This window comes from Rhodococcus daqingensis, assembly GCF_042665615.1.
Lineage (GTDB): Bacteria > Actinomycetota > Actinomycetes > Mycobacteriales > Mycobacteriaceae > Rhodococcus_G > Rhodococcus_G daqingensis.
This window is the reverse complement of record NZ_JBHTCS010000028.1, coordinates 226,141-244,495: the sequence shown is the minus strand read 5'-3', so window position 1 is coordinate 244,495 and position 18,355 is coordinate 226,141. Positions and strand designations below refer to the sequence as shown.

Here is an 18,355-nt window from a genome sequence, read left to right as displayed (position 1 = left end):
TATATACAGGACTGTACAACCATGTGAACTGCCTCACAAGGCCCGAGGTGGTGTGTCCGCCCGCTCAGCGCGGAGCGGGGGCGTGGCCAGAGATGTGGGAGGTCAGGCGCTCCGCGCCGCCCAGCAGGGTCTGTCCCACGGCCTCCGGCTCGGGATAGGCCAGCTGTTTGCGCCAGGTGGTGCTCAGCGCCGCGACCGCCCGGCCGTTGTGGTCGAAGACCGCGGTACCCACCGACCGCAACCCGGTCGTCACCAGGTCGACCTCCTCGGCCCAGCCGCGCGAGCGGGTCTCCGCGAGGGTGCGGCGCAGTTCGGTCAGCGTCCGCGGGCCGTGTCCGGTGCGTGTGATGAAGTCGCTTCGCCGGGAGAACAACGCCTTGACCTGGGCGTCGGGCAGGGCGGCGAGGATGGCGCGCCCATTGGCCGTCAGGTGCGCGGGCAGCCGAACGCCGATGTCGGTGATCAGTGATACCTCGGCGGCCGGCCCGGACGTGGGGCGTTCCTTGAGCAGGTACACGGTCTCGTTGCCGTGCAGGATCCCCAGGTGCACGGCCTGCCCGAGGTGCATGGCCAGCCGGTGCAGGATCGGTTGCGCGAGCCGCTCGAGTGGCTCGTGGCGCAGGTAGGCGGAGCCGATCTCGAAGGACGTCACGCCGAGCCCATACGCCTGCTCGCCGGGCACGTACACCACGAAACCGCGCTCCACCAGCACCGACAGGATGTGGTACACCGACGAGCGGGGCAGGTCCAGGTCGCGGGCGAGAGCGGCCGCCTGCACCGGACCGGGGCGTTGCGCGAGCCGGACCAGGATGTCCAGCGCGCGACCGACCGCCGGTGATGTGCTGGAACCCGCTGCCCTGACCACCCCGTCGATTCTGCCAGCAGCCGGCGGCACCGAGCGGTGTGCGCTCGGTCGACGTGTCACCTGGAATGGCTTGGCCTGGCTCGCCGTTGCGCTGCGAGGTCGGTGCGCTGGGGGGTCAGGCCGATCGCCCGGCCCGCGCCCCGTAGCGCTCACGCGCCGCCGCGGGGGTGACGGTCTCCGTCCGCACCGGCGGTGTCCCGTTGAAGTGCTGGTCGAGCACCGAGTGGGTCATCGGGAGCAGGGGCTTGATCACGGCCAGTTCGGTTCTCGGGTTGGTCGTGGCGCGCACGGCGACCCGCGCGAGTGGCGCAACGACCCGGTCGACAACGGCGGGCTGATCGAAGCCGCCGAGCTCGCGCATCCATTTCGGCAGGGTCGCGATCGTCGCGGGCGCCATGAGACGGCTCATCGCCCACAGGGAGAGCCTGCCCTTCCCGGCCCTGGTCCGGAGCAGATAGTGCATGCCCTCGACGGCCCGCTCGGAGGCGCACAGTCGCGGCCGCACCGCGGCGAAGTACTCGTGCACCTCCGTGCGCGAGCGCGGGATGTCCGCGGACTTGCAGGTCTGCAGCTCGGCGGCGACGGCGCATTCGGCCCAGTAGCGCGCCTCCTCATCCGGACTCAGCGGTCCGGGACCGAACATCTCGTAGCACTTGAGCACCGAATGCCAGCCCGTGACGTGGATCCACAGCTGGCTGTCGGGGTTGTTGGCGCTGTAGCGCTGCCCACTGATCGGCTCGATGCCGGTCGCCTTGGCGTGCACCCGCATCAGCAGCTCCGACGTCTCGATCGCCGAGCGGGTGTCACCGACCGCCACGATCAGGAAATAGGACAGGGTGCCGTCGAGGCGACCCCTCGGGTCGAGGTAGATCCCCTGGGCGTCGGCGACCGCGGCGGTCAGGAACGGGTCGAAGTGCTCGAGTGTGACCGATCGCTGAAAGCCGATCAGGGCGGTCGGGTTGGTCCACACCTTCCAGGTGGGTGATCCCGGCCCGAAGAACCCGTTGTCCTCGCGGCGGCGAGCTGGGTCGAACGGCCAGCCTCGGTCGGCCAGCATGCGGGGTTCGCTCATCGTGTGCTCCTGCGGATCGTCGTGGCTGTGGGGTGGGTTCGGCCGGTCGCCGGCGCGGTCAAGGCGTCATCTCGTAGGCGCCGGAGAGGGCCGCGACCTGCTGCCAGACGCGGTCGGCCCGCGCGGGGTCGACGGCGGGCCTGCGGATCGCGGCCGTCGCCCAGTCGGCCTGGGTGTCGCTCGCGGCAGCCTTGCCGAGCAGATCGGTCGCGCCGGCGGAGAAGTCCCGGACCAGGGTCTCGAAGATCTGGTCCAGGACGTCGGCATCGAGTCCGATGATCTGCGACTGCTCCAGGACGAGTCCGCCGTAGACGACGAGTGTGAAGAGTTCACCCACCGCGAGCTGAAGGTCCATGTCCGACCCCTTCACGCCGTCCGGATCGGCGGCGATCAGCGCCGCCAGCGATTCGGCCTGCTCGGTGAAGACCGCCACGTTCAGTACGTCGGCACGCGCCCGGTAGGCGGACCGCCAGTCGTGGAAGCGCACCTTCCCCAGGCCCGCGGCCGCGCCCTGCCGGAACAGGAACTCGTCGTCGGCGGCGTCGTCACGGGTGGGCACGGGCGGGAGGTCCCGCGGGTCGAGCAGATAGGCGGGCATGAACTTCAGGATCAGCGCGAGGTTGACCGCGACGGTCCCCTCCAGCTTGGGCAGCCCGTCGACGTCCACCTTGGCGATCGGCAGGAACGCGTCGTTCTCGAAACCCTTGGCCGCCACGATGTCCGAGAGCAGCGCGATCACCCGTTGTGCCTCGGTGGTGACCTTCATCTTCGTGACGGGGTTGAACAGCAGGTACCGGCGGTCGTCCGGGGTGGCCGAGCGGAAGTAGTCGACCGCCCGATCGGAGAACAGCCGCATCGCGATGAGCCGGGAGTAGGCGTCGACGAACTCGCGGCGCACGTGGGCGAAGTTCGTGACCGGGCTGCCGAAGAGGATCCGGTTGTGCGCATGGGTGATCGCCTCGTACAGCGCGTGCGTGCACAAACCGATCCCGCCGAAGCAGAGGTTGAACTTGCCGATGTTGACGGTGTTCAGCGCCGCGCTGAAGGCGTCGGCACCCGTGTGCAGGATGTCCGCCCGACCCACCGGGTACCCGTCGAGCGCGAACTCCGCCACGTACATCTGGGACGGGACGATGTTTTTGACCACGGAAAAGCGGGGATGCTCGCTGTCGGCGAGGAAGAAGACGTAGCCGTCCTGGCCCTCGACACCGGCGATCCGGCCGAAAACCGACACGATGCGCGCGCAGTTGCCGTTCCCGATGTAGTACTTGCTGCCCGATGCGGTGTAGCCGCCGCTGCCGTCGGGTGTGAGCACCATGTCGGTGGAGTAGATGTCGGCCCCGTGCGACCGCTCCGACAACCCGAACGCGGCGACCGCGCCCTCGTCGAGCAACTCCGCCGCCCGCCGTCGGGCGGCGGAGTTTCCGCTCTGCCAGACCGGGCCGAGGCCGAGGACGGTGACCTGCCACGGGTACCAGTAGTTGAGGCCGTAGAAGCCGAGGATCTCCGACAGCATCGCCACCCGGGAGGTGTCCCAGCGCTTGTCGGGGTGCCGGTCGGCGTCCGCGGCGGGAGTGAGCAGTGTCGCGAACAGCTTCTCCTTGGCCGCGAACGCCAGGAAGTCCGAGTAGAAAATCTTCGCGTGGTAGTCGGAGACGAGCCGGCGCTTGCCGCGCGATTCGAACCAGTCGATCGTCGCGCGCAGGAGCCGGATCGTCTCCTGGTCGAACCGGTCGGGGGCGAAGCGGATCGGGTCGAAAAGCAGCGTGCCGGTCACCTGTGTCATCTGTGTCAGTCTCCTCGGCCCTGGGCGTCGCGACACCCCGCTTCAATGAATACAACGCGACCGTAGCAATTGCCCGTGATGAATACAACGGTTGCGTAGTATTGATCCGGTGAGGCGCGGCCTCGAGTGGCGAAACCCTAAGGTGAACGCGGAGGTGGGCAGATGACGAGAGCGCAGACCGCGGACGGTCGGACGAGGCGCAGGTATGCGCCGCGACTGCCGCCCGCCGAGCGACGCGCCCAGGTGCTCGACGCCGCGGTCGAGGTGACGCGGCGATCCGGCCTGCACGAGCTGAACATGGAGGCCGTCGCGGCCGAGGCGGGCGTCGGCAAGCCCGTGTTGTACACCGTGTTCCGCACCCGGGCGGAGTTGGTCGAGGCGCTTCTGGAGCGCGAGCATCGTCGCGCGATCGAGCAGGTGATGGCGGCGATGCCGACCGACCTGACGACGCTCGGTCCCGCCGCCGCGTACGCGGGCACGGTGTCCTCGTTCGTGTGCGCCGTGGTGGAGAACCCCACGAGGTGGCGCCTGATCCTGACCGCGCCCGACCATGCCCCGGCCGAGTATCAGGAGCACCTGCGCGCCTCCCGTGCGGCGGTGCTGGCGAGGGCGGAGGACCTGGCCCGGGCGGGAATCGCGCTCGAGCCGGGACTGGCGGGTCTGGACCCGGTGCTGCTCGCGCACACGATGCTCTCGTTCGCCGAGATGCTCGGCAGGCTCGCGGTCGGAGACCCGGACACCTTCACCGGTGAACGTCTGGTCACCTATGCGGGCGCGCTGGCCGCCTCGATCACCTCGGGGCCCTTCGGCCTAGCACGCGCGGGCGACCAATAGCGTTTCCGCATACCCGTTTTCGTGAACCTGTGGATGTCCGATCGGTTCATCCACAGATTCGCCTGCGGTCTCCTGTCGGCATGCGGCCGGGGGAGGCTGGGCATCGAGGGCCGCCCGGCCCACGGACGCGAAGGGGGAGTCACATGTACGAGACGCACACCGCGGTGGTCGGGACCGTAGTCACCAACCCGGTCAAACGGCCGACGAACTCCGGGGACGAGGTGCTCAGCTTCCGGATGGCGAGCAACGCGAGAAGGCAGGACCGCGCGACCGGGGAATGGACGGACGGGGGCACGCTCTATCTGACAGTGACCTGCTGGCGGCGCCTGGTGTCCGGGGTCGGCGCCTCGCTCATGAAGGGCGATCCGGTGATCGCCTACGGGCAGTTACGAACGACCGAGTACACGACAAAGGACGGGGTCGACCGGTCGGATCTCGAGATGCGGGCCAGCGCGGTCGGGCCCGACCTGGCCCGCTGTCGCGCGCGGCTCGACCGGACGCCGAAGCCGGCGCAGTCCCCGGAACTGGACGCGAACGGGGAGGCGGGGGAGCCCGAGCGTGTGACTGTCTCCGGCTAGCGGCGGCGAGGTCATCGTGGGGTGACGACGATCCGGGCCTTTCCTGCCGGGACGTTGGTGATGTTGCGAACGCGTCCGTGTTCGGGTTTGCCGGCGCCAGGGAGCGTCAATGTATGACGGGTGAGGATCTCGCGCAGCACCGTCGTCCCTTCCATCAGGGAGAAGCCGGCGCCGATGCAGCGCCGCACGCCGCCTCCGAAGGGCAACCAGGTGTTGGGGGCCACCTCACCGTTGAGGAACCGTGAGGGCCGGAACGCTGTTGTGTCGGCGTAGTTTTCGTCGCTGCGGTGGGCGAGCAGGATCGAGGTGTTGACCACGGTGCCCGCGGGCAGCGGCCAGCCGCCGATCGTCATGTCGCGGGTGAGTTTGCGTGCGGTGGAGGCGATCACCGTGTGCAGTCTCATGGCTTCCTTCATGACGGCCTCGAGGTGCTTGTCGTCGTCGGCGAGCGCGGCGTCGCGGGCCTGCCGTTGGATGTCGGGGTTGGCGGCGAGTTCGTAGAGCGCCCAGGACAGTGCGGCGGCGGTGGTTTCGTGCCCGGCGAGGAGCAGGGTGATGAGCTGGTCGCGGAGTTCGGCATCGGACAGCGGTGCGTCGTGATCGTCGCCGGTGCCGACATGTAGCAGGCGGGAGAGGACGTCGGTCCGGTCCGCGAGGTCGGGAGCACACCTGCGGTCGGCTATCTCGGCATACAGGAGGGTGTCGACCTCTTCCTGGTTGTCCTGGAATCGTTTCCACGGTCCGAATCGGCGAAGCCTGGGGATCATGTAGCCGACGAACACCAGCGGGTTGAGGGTGACGATCCGGTGCAGCCGAGGCGCGAGCTGGGCGCGGGTGCTCTCGTCCGTGACGCCGAAAACCACTCGCAGGATGACCTCGAGGGTCAGGGCGTTCATCCGGTCGAGGGTGATCACTGTCGAGCCCGGGGTCCATCGGTCGAGCTCGGCAGCGGCGATCCCGGTGACGAGGTCCTGGTAGCCGCGCAGCGACGCCCCGTTGAATGCCGGCATCAGCAGTCGACGGGCGCGGGCGTGTTCGCCTTCGTCGGTCAGGAGGAGGGAGTGCTCGCCCATCACGACGCCGAGGATCTGGTTGCCTTCGCCTGCGTGCAGGTCGCGGGGGTCGGCGGCGAAGATCTCCTTGATGTGTTCGGGACGCGAGAACACGACGAGATTGTCGGCGTACGGCGGCACGCGCAGGGAGAAAACGTCGCCGTACCGGCGGGCCACGGCGGGCAGAAACTGCGCGCGGCGGCGCTGGAACAGGATGGTCTGTACAGCTGCGGGTAGCCGGGATCCGGGTGGGTAAGTGGTGCCCATGGGTTCTCCTCCGATCCAGGCAGCCTCCCCGAACCCTAAACGAATGTATGACCTCGTCACGTGACATCTCCCCGGGCATCGGGGGCCGCATCAGCGTTCGACAGGCAATTCGGCGAGGCGCCACTCGAGCATGCCGTCGTCCAGCCGCATCGCCTGCCTACCGGACTCCGCGAGGAGGCGGACGGCGTCGTGGGCGAGGACGCAGTAGGCGCCACGGCAGTAGGCGACGATCTCCTGATCCGCCGGCAGATCGGCCAGGCGGTGTGCGAGCTCGTCGAGTGGTATCGAAACGGCTCCGGGGATATGGCCCGCGTCGTATTCCTCCCGCGGCCGCACATCCAGGACCGTGATGTCCCCTGACCGTGCGCGGTGCAGCAGTTCGTCCCTGGTGACCCGATCGGTGTCCGGGCCGAGATATGCGGCCCGAGCGGCCTCGACATCGGGCAGGTGAGCGCTGGCGACGGACCGGGCCAGGGCGAACAACTCTGCGACGTCGTCACCGGCGAGTCGGTAATGCACCTTGGTGCCCTCCCGCCGGGTGGATACCAGGTTGGCCTGCTTGAGGGTTTGCAGGTGGGCCGATGCCGTGGTCACACCCAGCTCGCAGGCGCGCGCGAGGGCGTCGACGGTGCGTTCGCCCTGGGCGAGCAGATCAAGCAGTTCCAGGCGCTTGCCGCTGCTGAGTGCCTTGCCCACGCGCGCGAATTGGTCGAACAATTCCGACTTCGCGAGGCGGTCACCCATAGCTTTCTCCAATCATCTTTGGAATAGTGTAGAACATCAGATGGGTGCTGCACCGAAGCAACCGACAGGCCAGCAGAGGAGAAGGCCATGGCCGCGGTCGAACTTGTTGCGCTCGTCGACGAAGGACTCGGCAACTCCGCATACCTCGTCGACCTGGGAGACGGACGGGCGCTGGTGGTCGATGTCAGTCGCGACCTGCGTGCGGTGCACGCGGCCGCTGCGCGGCGCGGGCTCAGGGTGGCGTTCGCGGCCGACACCCATCTCCACGCCGACTTCCTCTCCGGCGCCCGCCAACTCGGCGCGACACTGGGAACGCAGATCCTGGCTTCCGCTGCGGGGCACCGGGAATTCACCCACACCGGGCTGCGCGATGGCGACGAAGTCGACCTCGGCGGGCTGCGGCTGCGGGCCTGGAGTACCCCCGGCCACACCCACGAGCACCTCTCGTTCCTGCTCCTCGACGGCGACCGGGAAGTCGGCGTCTTCACCGGCGGGTCGCTGCTGGTCGGCTCCGCCGCCCGGACCGACCTGGTCTCTCCCGACCGCACCGAAGCGCTTGCGCGCGAACAGTTCGGATCGCTGCGCCGCCTCGCCACCCTGCCCGGTGATGTGGAGGTCTGGCCGACCCATGGCGCCGGATCCTTCTGCTCGGCGCCCCCGGGAACGGACCGAACCAGCACCATCGCCACCGAGATCGCCACCAATCCGTTGCTCCGCGCCCCCGACGAGAACGCGTTCGTCACCGCGTTGATCGGATCCCTCGGCAGCTACCCGCCCTACTTCCTCCGCCTGGGTGAACTCAATCGACTCGGGCCCGCGGTCCTCGATCGCGAACCTTCCCTCGCCCCGCTGGACGTCGACACCGTGCGCCGTCTCCTCGTCGACGGGGCGGCCCTGGTCGACGTGCGCCCTCTGACTCGTTTCGCGGCAGCGCACATTCCCGGTGCGCTCTCCATCCCGCTTCGCCCGGTGTTCGCCAGCTGGCTGGGTTGGCTCGCGACCGCGGACAGGCCGCTGATCATCGTCCGTGATCGCGACCAGGACGCAGACGATATCGCCTGGCAGGCAGCGAAGATCGGATACGACAACCTGATCGGCGAGCTCGCAGGCGGCATCGACGCCTGGAGGGCTGCCGAACGCGACATCACGTCCACGCGGCTGGTGGGCGCGGACCAGATCGAGGACGTCCGCGTCCTCGACATCCGGCAACGGCCCGAGTACCTCGCCGGTCATGTCCCGGGAGCGGTTCACATCGAACTCGGCGCCCTTGCCGGCCGGGCCGACGACTTGCCCAGGGAGCCGACGGTGGTGATGTGCGGCCACGGCGAACGCGCGATGGGTGCGGCCAGCCTGCTCGAGCAGGCCGGCCACCGCGGAGTCACCGTGCTCGAGGGCGGACCCGACGACTGGGCCCGGACCACCGGTCGCCACCTGGAGACCGGCGCGTGAGCACCACCGCCACACGCCCGCCGCGACTCGGGCTGCGCCCCAACATCGCCCAGTTCACGCTCCTGGTGGTCGTCAACGCGCTCGTCGGCGGCATGCTCGGCCAGGAACGGACCGTGCTGCCGCTGCTGGGCGAGCAGGTGTTCGGGCTCCGCGCCTACACCGCCGGGCTGTCGTTCATCCTCGTCTTCGGCGTGGCCAAGGCCGCCACCAACTATTTCGCCGGCACCCTCTCCGACCGGTTCGGCCGCAAACCGGTGCTCGTATGGGGCTGGCTCGTCGCGATCCCCGTCCCCCTGATGCTCATCTGGGCACCGTCGTGGTCCTGGGTCATCGTTGCGAACGTGCTGCTCGGCATCAGCCAGGGGCTGACCTGGTCCACCACCGTGGTGATGAAGATCGACCTGGTCGGCCCGGCCCGCCGCGGACTGGCGATGGGCCTGAACGAGGCCGCCGGATACGGCGCGGTCGCGGTCACCGCCCTGGCCACCGGATACCTGGCCGAGTCCTACGGCCTGCGCCCGGCGCCGTTCCTGCTCGGTATCGCGTTCGCCGCGCTCGGCCTGGGCCTGTCCACCCTTGCCGTCCGCGAGACCCGTGGCCATGCCCGACTCGAGGCGGCCACTCACGTCGCCCACGCCGACGGCCGCCACGACCACCTGCACGACAACCTGACCAATCGTGAAGTGTTCACCCAGACCAGCTTCCACGAGCCGGCCCTGTCGTCAGCCAGCCAAGCCGGCCTGGTCAACAACCTCAACGACGGCCTCGCCTGGGGTCTGTTCCCGATCCTGTTCGCCGCCGCCGGACTGTCCGTCGGAAAGATCGGCCTGTTGGCAGCGCTGTACCCCGCGGTCTGGGGGGTCGGACAGCTGATCACCGGCGCACTCTCGGACCGGTGGGGGCGAAAATGGATGATCGCCGCCGGAATGTGGCTCCAGGCAATCGCGTTGGGCCTGATCGCACTCGGCGAGTCCTTCGCGGTGTGGGCCGTCGCCGCCGCCATGCTCGGCGCCGGCACCGCTCTGGTCTACCCGACGCTGCTCGCCTCGATCGGAGACGTCGCCCACCCGGCCTGGCGAGCCCGAGCGGTCGGAACCTATCGACTGTGGCGGGACGGCGGCTTCGCGGTCGGCGCACTGCTTGCCGGGGTCGTCGCCGATGCCCTCGGCGTCCGCGCCGCCATCTGGACCGTCGCCGCCCTGACGGCGGTGTCCGGTCTGGTCGTCGCCGTCCGGATGTACGAGACCCATGCTCCCGAGACCCCGAGATCCCCACATCCCTGAGGCTCCGCCGTCACATCCCGGGGATGGCCTGCGCCTCGTGGACCTCGATCTCGCAGCCGCCCGGCATGTTCAAGTGTGGATGCCCCTGAGCGAGCTCCAGAGCGGCCGCGAAATCGGCGGCCTCGATGATGCTGTAGCCCGCGACCTCTCGGGTGCTGGGCGACGTCCCGCTCGGGGTGACGCGAACGCCGCCGGCGAGGGGGGTACCGAAGTCGACCATGCGCTCGCCGACGCGACCGGCCCACGCGTTCCATTCACCCATGACCGCTTCCATCTGCTCCGGGGTGGGCGGTGCGGCCTCAGCGGGAGTCATCGGTGCGTGGTTGATGAAGACATACTTTCCCATTGCCTGCTCTTCCTTCTGTGGAGGTGCCGGGCTGTTCCCGGCCGTGTTCGGTGTCAGTCGGGGTCAGGCGCTCACGCGGCGAGCGGCGTTCGCCCGGAGAACGCGGCAAGCCGGTCGATTGCGGTGGCGTCCCCTGCGGGGGTGGCCTCGTCGGCGAAAGACGACCCCCGGCCGCCGGGGACGATCTTCTCGGCGAGGCCGCGGAGGTAGTCGACGAGCTCGTCGGAGATGTGCACGGACTGCCCGCTCCCCTGGGCGAGATCCCAGCCGTGGAGGGTGAGCTCGAGCGGCAGGATTCCGGCCGCGAACGAGGCAGGCATCTGCACGCCGCCGGGGCCGGGCACCGTTCCGGCGAGGTCGACCGTGCGCCAGGCGTCGATGGCCCGGCCCGCCAGAGTGGAGACGCGGTCCTCCAACGATCCCGCCGCAGAGTCTGGCACGGTGGCGCCGGCCATGGCGCCGAGCTGGCCCAGTGAGGTCAGGAGGTGCTCGGCAAGCTCGTGGCACGTGAACTCCGCGCACGGCGTCGGCCGGGGACGGTCCTCGGCGGTCAGATTGCGCAGGATCGGCTGCAGCACCGCCAATGCCGCCTCGGCGGCCACGACCGGGGTGAGGTTCTCCGGCGCGTAGGCCCACTCATCGGGTCCGGCATCTCCGGTGGCGGCCAGGCGCTCGAGCCGCGCGAAGTAGTGATCCCAACCCTCGGCGTGCGACCTCGCCTGCTCCTCGGTGAGCCCCTCGTGCACCAGGGTCACCAGCGAACCGCCCTCGGTTGGCTCCACGGTCACGGTCACTGTTGACCCGTCGTACGGCAGGTCGGCACTGCCGTCCCAGCCCCAGCCGAACACGATCCGGCGGCCCGGCTCGACCTCGCGGAAGGTGCCCGCCGCGATGTGACCAGGCGTGACGGTCCACTGGTAGGAGCCACCCGCGCGCAGATCGACCACCGCCGAGACGGTCTGCCAGCGGCGCAACCGTTCCGGCTCGGTGATCAGGGCGAACGCCTCATCGGGACTGACCGGCAGGATTGCCCTCTTCGTGTAGCTCATGAATTTCTCCTCAGGGTGTGCGCGTCGGCGACGAGCTGGTCGAGTTCGTCGGTCCAGAACTTGTCGATCTCGGCCTGCAACTTCAGCAGCCCGCTCGGCAGGACCCGGTAGATCCGCTGTCGGCCCACCTTCTCGGCCTCGACCAGGCCTGCGTCGGCCAGCACCAGAAGGTGCTGAGAGATCGCGGACCGGGTCACCGGGAACTCGGCGGCGACCTGGCTGACGGTCCTCGGTTGCGATGCCAGCAACTGCAGGATGCGTCGCCGGTTCGGCTCGGCAGCGGCAGTCAGCGGGTCGGTCACAAGAAATACGTTAGTCGTGACTAACGCATCTGTCGAGCTCCGTGTCTGGCGTTGACCCTGTTCTATATCTGTCCTTATCGGTCTCGTTGGCGGGGGCGGTCGAGTCGTTCTTCGAGCAGGGCTTGTTCGGCGGGATTGTGGGTCAGTTCGAGGGCACGCTGGTCGGCGGCGCGCGCATCCTCTTCGCGCCCGAGCTCTCGGAGCAGTTCGGCGCGGGTCGCGTGGAGCAGGTGATAGTTCGCCAACGAGCCGGCAAGGTCGTCGACGGCGGTCAGTGCCGTTGCGGGGCCCTCGGTCCTGGCCCGCGCGATCGCTTGGTGCAGTCGGATCACGGGGGATGGCGTCAGTGCCAGAAGTAGGTCATAGAGCACGACGATCTGGCGCCAATCGGTGTCGTCCCAGGTAGGCGCCTCGGCGTGGCAGGCGACGATCGCTGCCTGCAGTTGGTAGGGGCCGGGGCGCCGCGCCCGGCCCGCCTCGGTCAGCAGCCGTACCGCTCGCGCGATCGCGTCGCGGTCCCACAGCGTGCGGTCCTGGTCGCGAATGAGCACGATCCGGCCGTCCACGTCGAATCGCGCGGCAGCCCGGGCCCGGTGCAGCCGGATCAGGGCGAGCAGTCCCATGATCTCCGGTGTGGAGGGCAGGAGCCGGTCTGCCAGAGTGGCAAGCCATTCGGCGTCCGCGGCCAGATCCCGGGCATCGGTGGGCTCGGTGCCGAGATAGCCCTCGTTGAACAGCAGGTAGATGACGGCGAGCACCTCTGGCAGTCGGTCGTCGAGCTCGTCCTCTGCCGGAACGCGATAGGGGATTCCCGCCTGCGTGATCTTGCGCTTGGCGCGCGTAATCCTTTGCGCCACTGTCGCTTCCGAGAGCAGGAACGCACGGGCCAGTTGCGCGGTGCTCAGCCCGCAGACCATGCGCAGAGTCAAGGCGAGCTGGGCTTCCCGAGACAGGGCGGGATGACAACAGGTGAACATCAGCCGGAGCCGGTCGTCGGTCTCCTCGTGCACCGGCCAGCCCAACTGCCGCAATTTGTCGCGGTAGTTGGCCTCGCGGCGCAGCAGGTCGAGGCCACGTCGGCGTGCGACGGTGAACAGCCACGCCTGCGGGTGCTCTGGGACACCGTCGACCGGCCAAGTACGCAGGGCCTTCTCCACCGCGTCGGCGACGAGATCCTCGGCCGCGGAGAAGTCGCCGAGTAGCGCGACCAGCGACGCCGCCAGGCGGCTACCGTGCTCGCGCATCACCTCCACGAGCACGGTTTCCGCACCGGTCTCGGTCACATCAACACCGGACGGATCTCCACGAGCGGGCACGCCGGCCAGGTCTGCGCCAACCGGATCGCCTCGTCCAGATCGGCGACCTCCACCTCGACGTAGCCGCTGACGACCTCCTTGCCCTCGATGAACGGACCATCGGTGACGATGGAGCCACCCCTACCGTCGAGCCGGACCGTCGTCGCCGTCTCGGGGCCGGTGAGCTTGCGGTTGTGCCGGATCTTGTCCGAATGCTCGGTCAACCACGCCTGGACCCGCTCGAAGCCGCGATCGCGTTCGGCCTGGTCCATCGCCTCCCAATCCTTCTCCCACTGCTCCGTCTCGCAGAACATCAGCACGTATTTCATGCTCGGATCACCTCCTTCACCCATTAGACGATCGGCGCCACCCCGAATCCGACAAACCATCGTGTGTCGCAACGAGGGTCTCGGGGAACCTCTATTCCCTGTCACGCGGAGGGACCTAGGACTCATTGAGGTTGCGCTACCCTAAGATCGACGAATGCTTAACAAGCTCCCGGTGGACGAGCGTCGCGCCCAACTCGTCGAGTGCGCCCTGGATCTCGCCGAACGCGGCGGGATTTCCGCTGTGACGGTCCGCGCCGTTGCGGCGCATGCCGGTGTATCGCTCGGCATGGTGCACTACTGCTTCGAGGGCAAGGACGAGCTCCTCGCCGCCATGGCCGAAAGGCTTGTCCTGGAGTTGAGTGCGTCGGCTCGCCAGGTGTTCGCAGCGGTGCGCGAGGCGCCGGAGGTGTCCGGGGTGCGGGGGCTGCGCGAGCTGCTCCAGAGCGGGGTCGATGGCATGTGGTCGACCATGGAGGCCAACCCGAATCGCCGGTTGCTGACCTACGAGATCACCACGCATGCCCTGCGGTTCCGCGCGGCCGGATCCCCGCCCACCGGCGCCGTCGCGGACGAGCAGTACGCGGTCATGGACGCCGAGGTCTCCGCGTTCCTCGACGAGTGCGCCGAACGGACCGAGACCACGTGGACCGAGCCGGTCGCGGTGATCGCGCACCGGAGTCTCGCCGCCCTGGACGGGCTGGTGCTGCGCTGGCTCGTCGACCGGAACACCGAGGCGATCAGGGCCGAACTGGACGAGGTCGTGCTGGCCATCACGAGCAAAGCGGTCGAGAAGCCGCCGGGACGCCCGGTTCCCCGCGCGAGCTGAACGAAACCGGGCAATTCGGTCACCGTGTCGGCTTAGGCTGGACGGGTCTTCCCGTCTGGTGAGGGGGCGGCTCGCGTGGCACGCCTGAGATTGCTGATCCCGGTGCTGATCGTCTGCGTGCTGACCGCTGTCCCGGTCGGGTTCGGCGCATCTGCGGCGCCGCCGCTCGCGCCCGGATCGGTGATCGCCACCCAGGAACTGCCGAGGGAACTCTGGATCCCGGGGACCGGGCGGGCCCACCGCGTCACCTACGCCACCACCGACCATCGGGGCGCCCCCGCCACCAGCACCGGGGCGGTCTACCTGCCCCCGGGGCCCGCGCCCCTGGGGGGCTGGCCGGTGGTGTCGTACGCGCACGGAACGGTCGGGGTCGCCGATTACTGTGCGCCCTCGACGGTGGGGTTGCAGCGCATCGAGTCCGACTACCTCGCGAGCTGGCTGGCGCGGGGGTATGCCGTCGTGGCGACGGACTATCTCGGGCTCGGCACGCCGGGCGTGCTGCCCTATCTCGACGGAAAGGCCGCGGCGCACAGCGTGATCGACATGGTGCGCGCGGCCCGGACGACGGACACGGGGATCGCGCCCCGGTGGATGGTGATCGGGCTGTCGCAGGGCGGTCACGCCGCGTTGCTCACGGCGCGCCTGGCGACGGCCTACGCCCCCGACCTCGACTACCGGGGCGCGGTCGCACTCGGGCCGCCGTCGAGCCTCGACCAGTTGTTCCCGTTCGGCGGACCGGGCTTCCCGAATCTCGGACTCCGCGGCCTGACGGTCTTCTCGCTGTACACCATCGTGGGGCTGCGGTCGGTTCGCCCCGACCTCGACCTCGATGGGTACCTGTCGCCCCGGGGGGCGGAGTTGGCGGGGCTCGCCGAGCGCCTGTGCACGATCGAGCTGGCGCCCCACGTCAGGGGGGTCCAGGTCGGCGAGTTGTTCGCTCGGTCACTCGGCACCGGCGAGGTCCGGTCGGCGCTCACGGAGTACCTGGGGGTTCCGACCAGCGGGTACGACCGCCCCGTGTTCATCGGACACGGTGTCGTCGACACCGTGGTGCCGATCGTGCTGACGCTGACGCTGGTCGGGGACCTGCAGCGCAGCGGAACCGACGTGCGGTTCGTCGCGTACCCGGGCGTCGGGCATCCCGACACTCTCGCGGCGTCCCTGGCCGACTCCCTGGCGTTTGCCGAGCCCCTGACCCGGTAGACCGGCAGTTCCAGAGTGCCGGAGCGGGATCGGGCCTGGACGGGCGTCCGGTTTGTCGCGTCCCGGTCGGGCCGGGGTACTACGCTGCACCCGGTCCAGGTACTTCGGGTGGGGACACAATCAACCAAGGGTGGGGAACACAATGAAGGTCGTTATCGGGCGCCGGTTGGGCGCGGCCGCGCTCGCACTCCTGTTTCTCGCGGCACCGGCCGCCGGGCACGCCGCAGCAGACCCGGCCCGTGACCCCGGCACGGTGGTGTCGAACGAGGCGCTGCCGACGTCCGCCGAGGTCGCCGGGGCGAGCGGGTCGCGACAGCTCACCTACTGGACCGAGGGGCCCAGGGGAGAGGCGGCGCTCAGCACCGGGGCGGTGTACCTGCCGAACGGGACCGCGCCTGCGGGCGGGTGGCCGGTGATCTCCTGGGCGCACGGCACCACGGGCGTCGGCGACGACTGCGCACCCGCGCTGGGGTTCGACGTCACCTCGCTCACCCGCGACTACGTCTCCGCCTGGCTGACTCGGGGGTATGCGGTGGTGGCCACCGACTACGTGGGGCTCGGCACCGAGGGGGTGCACGCATACCTGCACGGGCGCAGCGAGGGCCGCGCGGTGATCGACATGGTCCGGGCGGCCCGCGAGGTGACGCCCGAGCTGTCACCCGCCTGGGTGGCCGTCGGGCACTCGCAGGGCGGGCACGCCGCCATGTTCGCCGCTCACGAGGCGACGAAGTACGCGCCCGAGCTCGACTATCGCGGAGCCGTCGCGACCGGGACCCCGGCCAACCTGGAGCATCTCTTCCCGCTCGGTGGTCCCGGGTTCCCGAACCTGGGACTGAACGGGCTGACCGCGTTCGCCGCCTACGTGGTCGCAGGGCTGCAGCAGGCCCGGCCGGACCTGCCCGTCGACGACTACCTCACCCCGCGCGGCCTGGAGCTCGTCGAGACTGCGAAGAGCATGTGCTTCCTCTCGCTGCACAAGTACGCCGGTCCGATCGGCGTCGGCGAGATCATCAGCCGACCGCTCGACAACGAGCTGTTCCGCTCGGCGCTGCGCGACTACCTCGCGGTACCCACGACGGGCTACGACCGGCCCGTGTTCATCGGGCACGGACTGCGCGACCAGACGGTGCCGTATCCGCTGGGTGCCAAGCTCGCGGCGGACCTGCAGCTGGCGGGCCAGCCCGTGACCTTCCGCTCTTACGATGCCTTCCACGGCTCGTCGGTGTTCGAGGCGTTGCCCGATACGACCGCGTTCGTGCGGTCGCTGTTCGGGACCGCCTGACCGCCCGAGCTGACCTGCGGCGGGTCGCGAACCCGTCGCAGGTCGGCGCGGACCGGGCGGTGGGGGCGTGTGGATTGGGGCGCCGCCTGCCGTCCCGATACTCTGGTCGCCATGGCGGAGTTCATTTACACGATGAAGAAGGTGCGCAAGGCGCACGGCGACAAGGTCATCCTCGATGACGTCACGATGAGCTTCTACCCGGGCGCGAAGATCGGTGTCGTCGGCCCGAACGGCGCGGGTAAGTCCTCCATCCTCAAGATCATGGCCGGACTGGACCAGCCGGGCAACGGCGAGGCGTTCCTCGCGCCCGGAGCCAGCGTCGGCATCCTCATGCAGGAACCGCACCTCGACGAGGCCAAGACGGTCCGCGAGAACGTCGAGGAGGGCCTCGGCGAGACGATGGTGCAGCTCAAGCGCTACAACGAGATCGCCGAGCTGATGGCCACCGATTACTCCGACGAGCTCATGGAGGAGATGGGTGAGCTCCAGGAGAAGCTCGACCACGCCGATGCCTGGGAGATCGACTCCCAGCTCGAGCAGGCGATGGATGCGCTGCGTTGCCCGCCCGCCGACGAGCCCGTCACCCATCTCTCCGGTGGTGAGAAGCGCCGCGTCGCGCTGTGCAAGCTGCTGCTGAGCAAGCCGGACCTGCTGCTGCTCGACGAGCCCACCAACCACCTCGACGCCGAGTCCGTGTTGTGGCTCGAGCAGCACCTGGCCGCCTACCCGGGTGCCATCCTCGCCGTCACCCACGACCGGTACTTCCTCGATCACGTCGCGCAGTGGATCTGTGAGGTCGACCGCGGCCGGCTCTACCCCTACGAGGGCAACTACTCCACCTACCTGGAGCAAAAGGCCGCGCGACTCGAGGTGCAGGGCAAGAAGGACCAGAAGCTGCAGAAGCGCCTCAAGGAGGAGCTCGCGTGGGTGCGCTCCGGCGCGAAGGCCCGCCAGGCGAAGAACAAGGCCCGTCTCGACCGCTACGACGAGATGGTCGCGGAGGCCGAGAAGCACCGCAAGCTCGACTTCGAGGAAATCCAGATCCCCACCCCGCCGCGTCTGGGCAACGTCGTGGTCGAGGTCGAGAACCTCGACAAGGGCTTCGACGGCCGTCTGCTGATCAAGGACCTGTCCTTCACGCTGCCGCGCAACGGCATCGTCGGTGTGATCGGCCCCAACGGCGTCGGTAAGACCACCCTGTTCAAGACCATCGTCGGGCTGGAGGATCCGGACTCGGGCACCGTCAAGGTCGGCGAGACGGTCAAGCTCAGCTACGTCGACCAGACGCGCGCGAACATCGACCCGACGAAGACGGTGTGGGAGACGGTCTCCGACGGACTCGACTTCATCGAGGTCGGCCAGAACGAGATGCCCTCGCGGGCGTACGTCAGCGCGTTCGGGTTCAAGGGACCGGACCAGCAGAAGCCCGCGGGCGTGCTCTCCGGTGGTGAGCGCAACCGGCTGAACCTGGCGCTGACCCTCAAGGAGGGCGGCAACCTGATCCTGCTCGACGAGCCGACCAACGACCTGGACGTCGAGACCCTCAGCTCGCTCGAGAACGCGCTGCAGGAGTTCCCCGGTTGCGCCGTCGTGATCTCGCACGATCGCTGGTTCCTCGACCGGACCTGCACGCACATCCTGGCCTGGGAGGGTGCCTTCGGCGACAACGAGGCGGCCTGGTACTGGTTCGAGGGCAACTTCGAGGCGTACGAGGAGAACAAGGTCGCGCGCCTCGGCCCCGATGCGGCCCGCCCGCACCGGGTGACCCATCGCAAGCTCACCCGGGGCTAGCG

General features: G+C 69.1%; 18 protein-coding genes. 8 read left to right on the top strand and 10 right to left on the bottom strand.

The annotated features are described in order from the left end of the window. Window positions 1–64 precede the first annotated feature (64 nt). From ACFQS9_RS23405 to ACFQS9_RS23395, 3 genes are all read right to left on the bottom strand, one after another. Complete coding sequence (locus ACFQS9_RS23405; protein WP_378408946.1) at window positions 65–865, bottom strand: IclR family transcriptional regulator; 801 nt, start codon at window positions 863–865, stop codon at window positions 65–67. A 115-nt stretch (window positions 866–980) separates the two neighbouring features. After that, window positions 981–1,937 carry an oxygenase MpaB family protein gene (locus tag ACFQS9_RS23400; RefSeq protein WP_378408945.1) on the bottom strand — a complete coding sequence of 319 codons (957 nt, stop codon included), beginning with the start codon at window positions 1,935–1,937 and terminating at the stop codon, window positions 981–983. Window positions 1,938–1,995: 58 nt separating this feature from the next. Then, window positions 1,996–3,723, bottom strand: a complete 1,728-nt coding sequence (locus tag ACFQS9_RS23395; RefSeq protein ID WP_378408944.1) for an acyl-CoA dehydrogenase — start codon at window positions 3,721–3,723, stop codon at window positions 1,996–1,998. Window positions 3,724–3,885: 162 nt separating this feature from the next. Between ACFQS9_RS23395 and ACFQS9_RS23390 the strand changes: the two genes are divergently transcribed. Beyond that, on the top strand, window positions 3,886–4,557 hold the full coding sequence (locus ACFQS9_RS23390; protein ID WP_378408943.1) for a TetR/AcrR family transcriptional regulator: 672 nt from the start codon (window positions 3,886–3,888) through the stop codon (window positions 4,555–4,557). Between the two features lie 143 nt (window positions 4,558–4,700). Further along, on the top strand, window positions 4,701–5,135 hold the full coding sequence (ssb, locus tag ACFQS9_RS23385) for a single-stranded DNA-binding protein (RefSeq protein ID WP_378408942.1): 435 nt from the start codon (window positions 4,701–4,703) through the stop codon (window positions 5,133–5,135). An 11-nt stretch (window positions 5,136–5,146) separates the two neighbouring features. Here the strand turns inward: ssb and ACFQS9_RS23380 are convergent, their stop codons facing one another. Both ACFQS9_RS23380 and ACFQS9_RS23375 read right to left on the bottom strand, forming a co-directional pair. Beyond that, complete coding sequence (locus tag ACFQS9_RS23380; protein ID WP_378408941.1) at window positions 5,147–6,454, bottom strand: cytochrome P450; 1,308 nt, start codon at window positions 6,452–6,454, stop codon at window positions 5,147–5,149. Window positions 6,455–6,544: 90 nt separating this feature from the next. After that, window positions 6,545–7,198, bottom strand: coding sequence for an ArsR/SmtB family transcription factor (locus ACFQS9_RS23375; protein ID WP_378408940.1), 654 nt, complete (start codon window positions 7,196–7,198; stop codon window positions 6,545–6,547). 87 nt (window positions 7,199–7,285) lie between these two features. On the opposite strand from ACFQS9_RS23375, the gene ACFQS9_RS23370 reads away from it, so the two are divergent. Continuing rightward, window positions 7,286–8,647, top strand: a complete 1,362-nt coding sequence (locus tag ACFQS9_RS23370; protein ID WP_378408939.1) for an MBL fold metallo-hydrolase — start codon at window positions 7,286–7,288, stop codon at window positions 8,645–8,647. Then, complete coding sequence (locus ACFQS9_RS23365; RefSeq protein WP_378408938.1) at window positions 8,644–9,930, top strand: MFS transporter; 1,287 nt, start codon at window positions 8,644–8,646, stop codon at window positions 9,928–9,930. The genes ACFQS9_RS23370 and ACFQS9_RS23365 overlap by 4 nt, the downstream gene beginning before the upstream one ends. 10 nt (window positions 9,931–9,940) lie before the next feature. On the opposite strand, the gene ACFQS9_RS23360 is transcribed toward ACFQS9_RS23365, so the two are convergent. From ACFQS9_RS23360 to ACFQS9_RS23340, 5 genes are all read right to left on the bottom strand, one after another. After that, the gene (locus ACFQS9_RS23360; protein ID WP_378408937.1) at window positions 9,941–10,276 is read right to left on the bottom strand and encodes a YciI family protein; all 336 of its coding nucleotides are present in this window, start codon (window positions 10,274–10,276) and stop codon (window positions 9,941–9,943) included. A gap of 71 nt (window positions 10,277–10,347) precedes the next feature. Then, complete coding sequence (locus ACFQS9_RS23355) at window positions 10,348–11,325, bottom strand: TIGR03086 family metal-binding protein (protein WP_378408936.1); 978 nt, start codon at window positions 11,323–11,325, stop codon at window positions 10,348–10,350. Continuing rightward, window positions 11,322–11,627 carry an ArsR/SmtB family transcription factor gene (locus ACFQS9_RS23350; protein WP_378408935.1) on the bottom strand — a complete coding sequence of 102 codons (306 nt, stop codon included), beginning with the start codon at window positions 11,625–11,627 and terminating at the stop codon, window positions 11,322–11,324. Before ACFQS9_RS23350 ends, ACFQS9_RS23355 begins: the two co-directional genes overlap by 4 nt. Window positions 11,628–11,701: 74 nt before the next feature. Beyond that, a complete protein-coding gene (locus ACFQS9_RS23345; protein ID WP_378408934.1) occupies window positions 11,702–12,910 on the bottom strand; it encodes an RNA polymerase sigma factor in 1,209 nt (402 codons plus the stop codon). Then, on the bottom strand, window positions 12,907–13,251 hold the full coding sequence (locus ACFQS9_RS23340) for a YciI family protein (RefSeq protein ID WP_378408933.1): 345 nt from the start codon (window positions 13,249–13,251) through the stop codon (window positions 12,907–12,909). Before ACFQS9_RS23340 ends, ACFQS9_RS23345 begins: the two co-directional genes overlap by 4 nt. 154 nt (window positions 13,252–13,405) lie before the next feature. On the opposite strand from ACFQS9_RS23340, the gene ACFQS9_RS23335 reads away from it, so the two are divergent. The 4 genes from ACFQS9_RS23335 (at window position 13,406) to ettA (ending at window position 18,353) form a co-directional block, all read left to right on the top strand. Further along, complete coding sequence (locus tag ACFQS9_RS23335) at window positions 13,406–14,077, top strand: TetR/AcrR family transcriptional regulator (protein WP_378408932.1); 672 nt, start codon at window positions 13,406–13,408, stop codon at window positions 14,075–14,077. 75 nt (window positions 14,078–14,152) lie between these two features. Further along, on the top strand, window positions 14,153–15,280 hold the full coding sequence (locus ACFQS9_RS23330; RefSeq protein ID WP_378408931.1) for a lipase family protein: 1,128 nt from the start codon (window positions 14,153–14,155) through the stop codon (window positions 15,278–15,280). 142 nt (window positions 15,281–15,422) lie between these two features. Beyond that, entirely contained in the window at window positions 15,423–16,562 is a 1,140-nt protein-coding gene (locus tag ACFQS9_RS23325) for a lipase family protein (protein ID WP_378408930.1), read from the top strand. Window positions 16,563–16,673: 111 nt separating this feature from the next. After that, window positions 16,674–18,353: an energy-dependent translational throttle protein EttA gene (ettA, locus tag ACFQS9_RS23320; protein WP_378408929.1), complete on the top strand. Its 1,680-nt coding sequence runs from the start codon at window positions 16,674–16,676 to the stop codon at window positions 18,351–18,353. Window positions 18,354–18,355 lie beyond the last annotated feature (2 nt).

Coding starts and splice junctions, on each gene's coding strand:
- ACFQS9_RS23390 (WP_378408943.1), top strand. CDS start 3,886: ATGACGAGAGCGCAGACCGCGGACGGTCGGACGAGGCGCAGGTATGCG.
- ettA (WP_378408929.1), top strand. CDS start 16,674: ATGGCGGAGTTCATTTACACGATGAAGAAGGTGCGCAAGGCGCACGGC.
- ACFQS9_RS23360 (WP_378408937.1), bottom strand. CDS start 10,276: ATGGGAAAGTATGTCTTCATCAACCACGCACCGATGACTCCCGCTGAG.
- ACFQS9_RS23395 (WP_378408944.1), bottom strand. CDS start 3,723: ATGACACAGGTGACCGGCACGCTGCTTTTCGACCCGATCCGCTTCGCC.
- ACFQS9_RS23375 (WP_378408940.1), bottom strand. CDS start 7,198: ATGGGTGACCGCCTCGCGAAGTCGGAATTGTTCGACCAATTCGCGCGC.
- ACFQS9_RS23340 (WP_378408933.1), bottom strand. CDS start 13,251: ATGAAATACGTGCTGATGTTCTGCGAGACGGAGCAGTGGGAGAAGGAT.
- ACFQS9_RS23325 (WP_378408930.1), top strand. CDS start 15,423: ATGAAGGTCGTTATCGGGCGCCGGTTGGGCGCGGCCGCGCTCGCACTC.
- ACFQS9_RS23400 (WP_378408945.1), bottom strand. CDS start 1,937: ATGAGCGAACCCCGCATGCTGGCCGACCGAGGCTGGCCGTTCGACCCA.
- ACFQS9_RS23335 (WP_378408932.1), top strand. CDS start 13,406: ATGCTTAACAAGCTCCCGGTGGACGAGCGTCGCGCCCAACTCGTCGAG.
- ACFQS9_RS23355 (WP_378408936.1), bottom strand. CDS start 11,325: ATGAGCTACACGAAGAGGGCAATCCTGCCGGTCAGTCCCGATGAGGCG.
- ssb (WP_378408942.1), top strand. CDS start 4,701: ATGTACGAGACGCACACCGCGGTGGTCGGGACCGTAGTCACCAACCCG.
- ACFQS9_RS23370 (WP_378408939.1), top strand. CDS start 7,286: ATGGCCGCGGTCGAACTTGTTGCGCTCGTCGACGAAGGACTCGGCAAC.
- ACFQS9_RS23380 (WP_378408941.1), bottom strand. CDS start 6,454: ATGGGCACCACTTACCCACCCGGATCCCGGCTACCCGCAGCTGTACAG.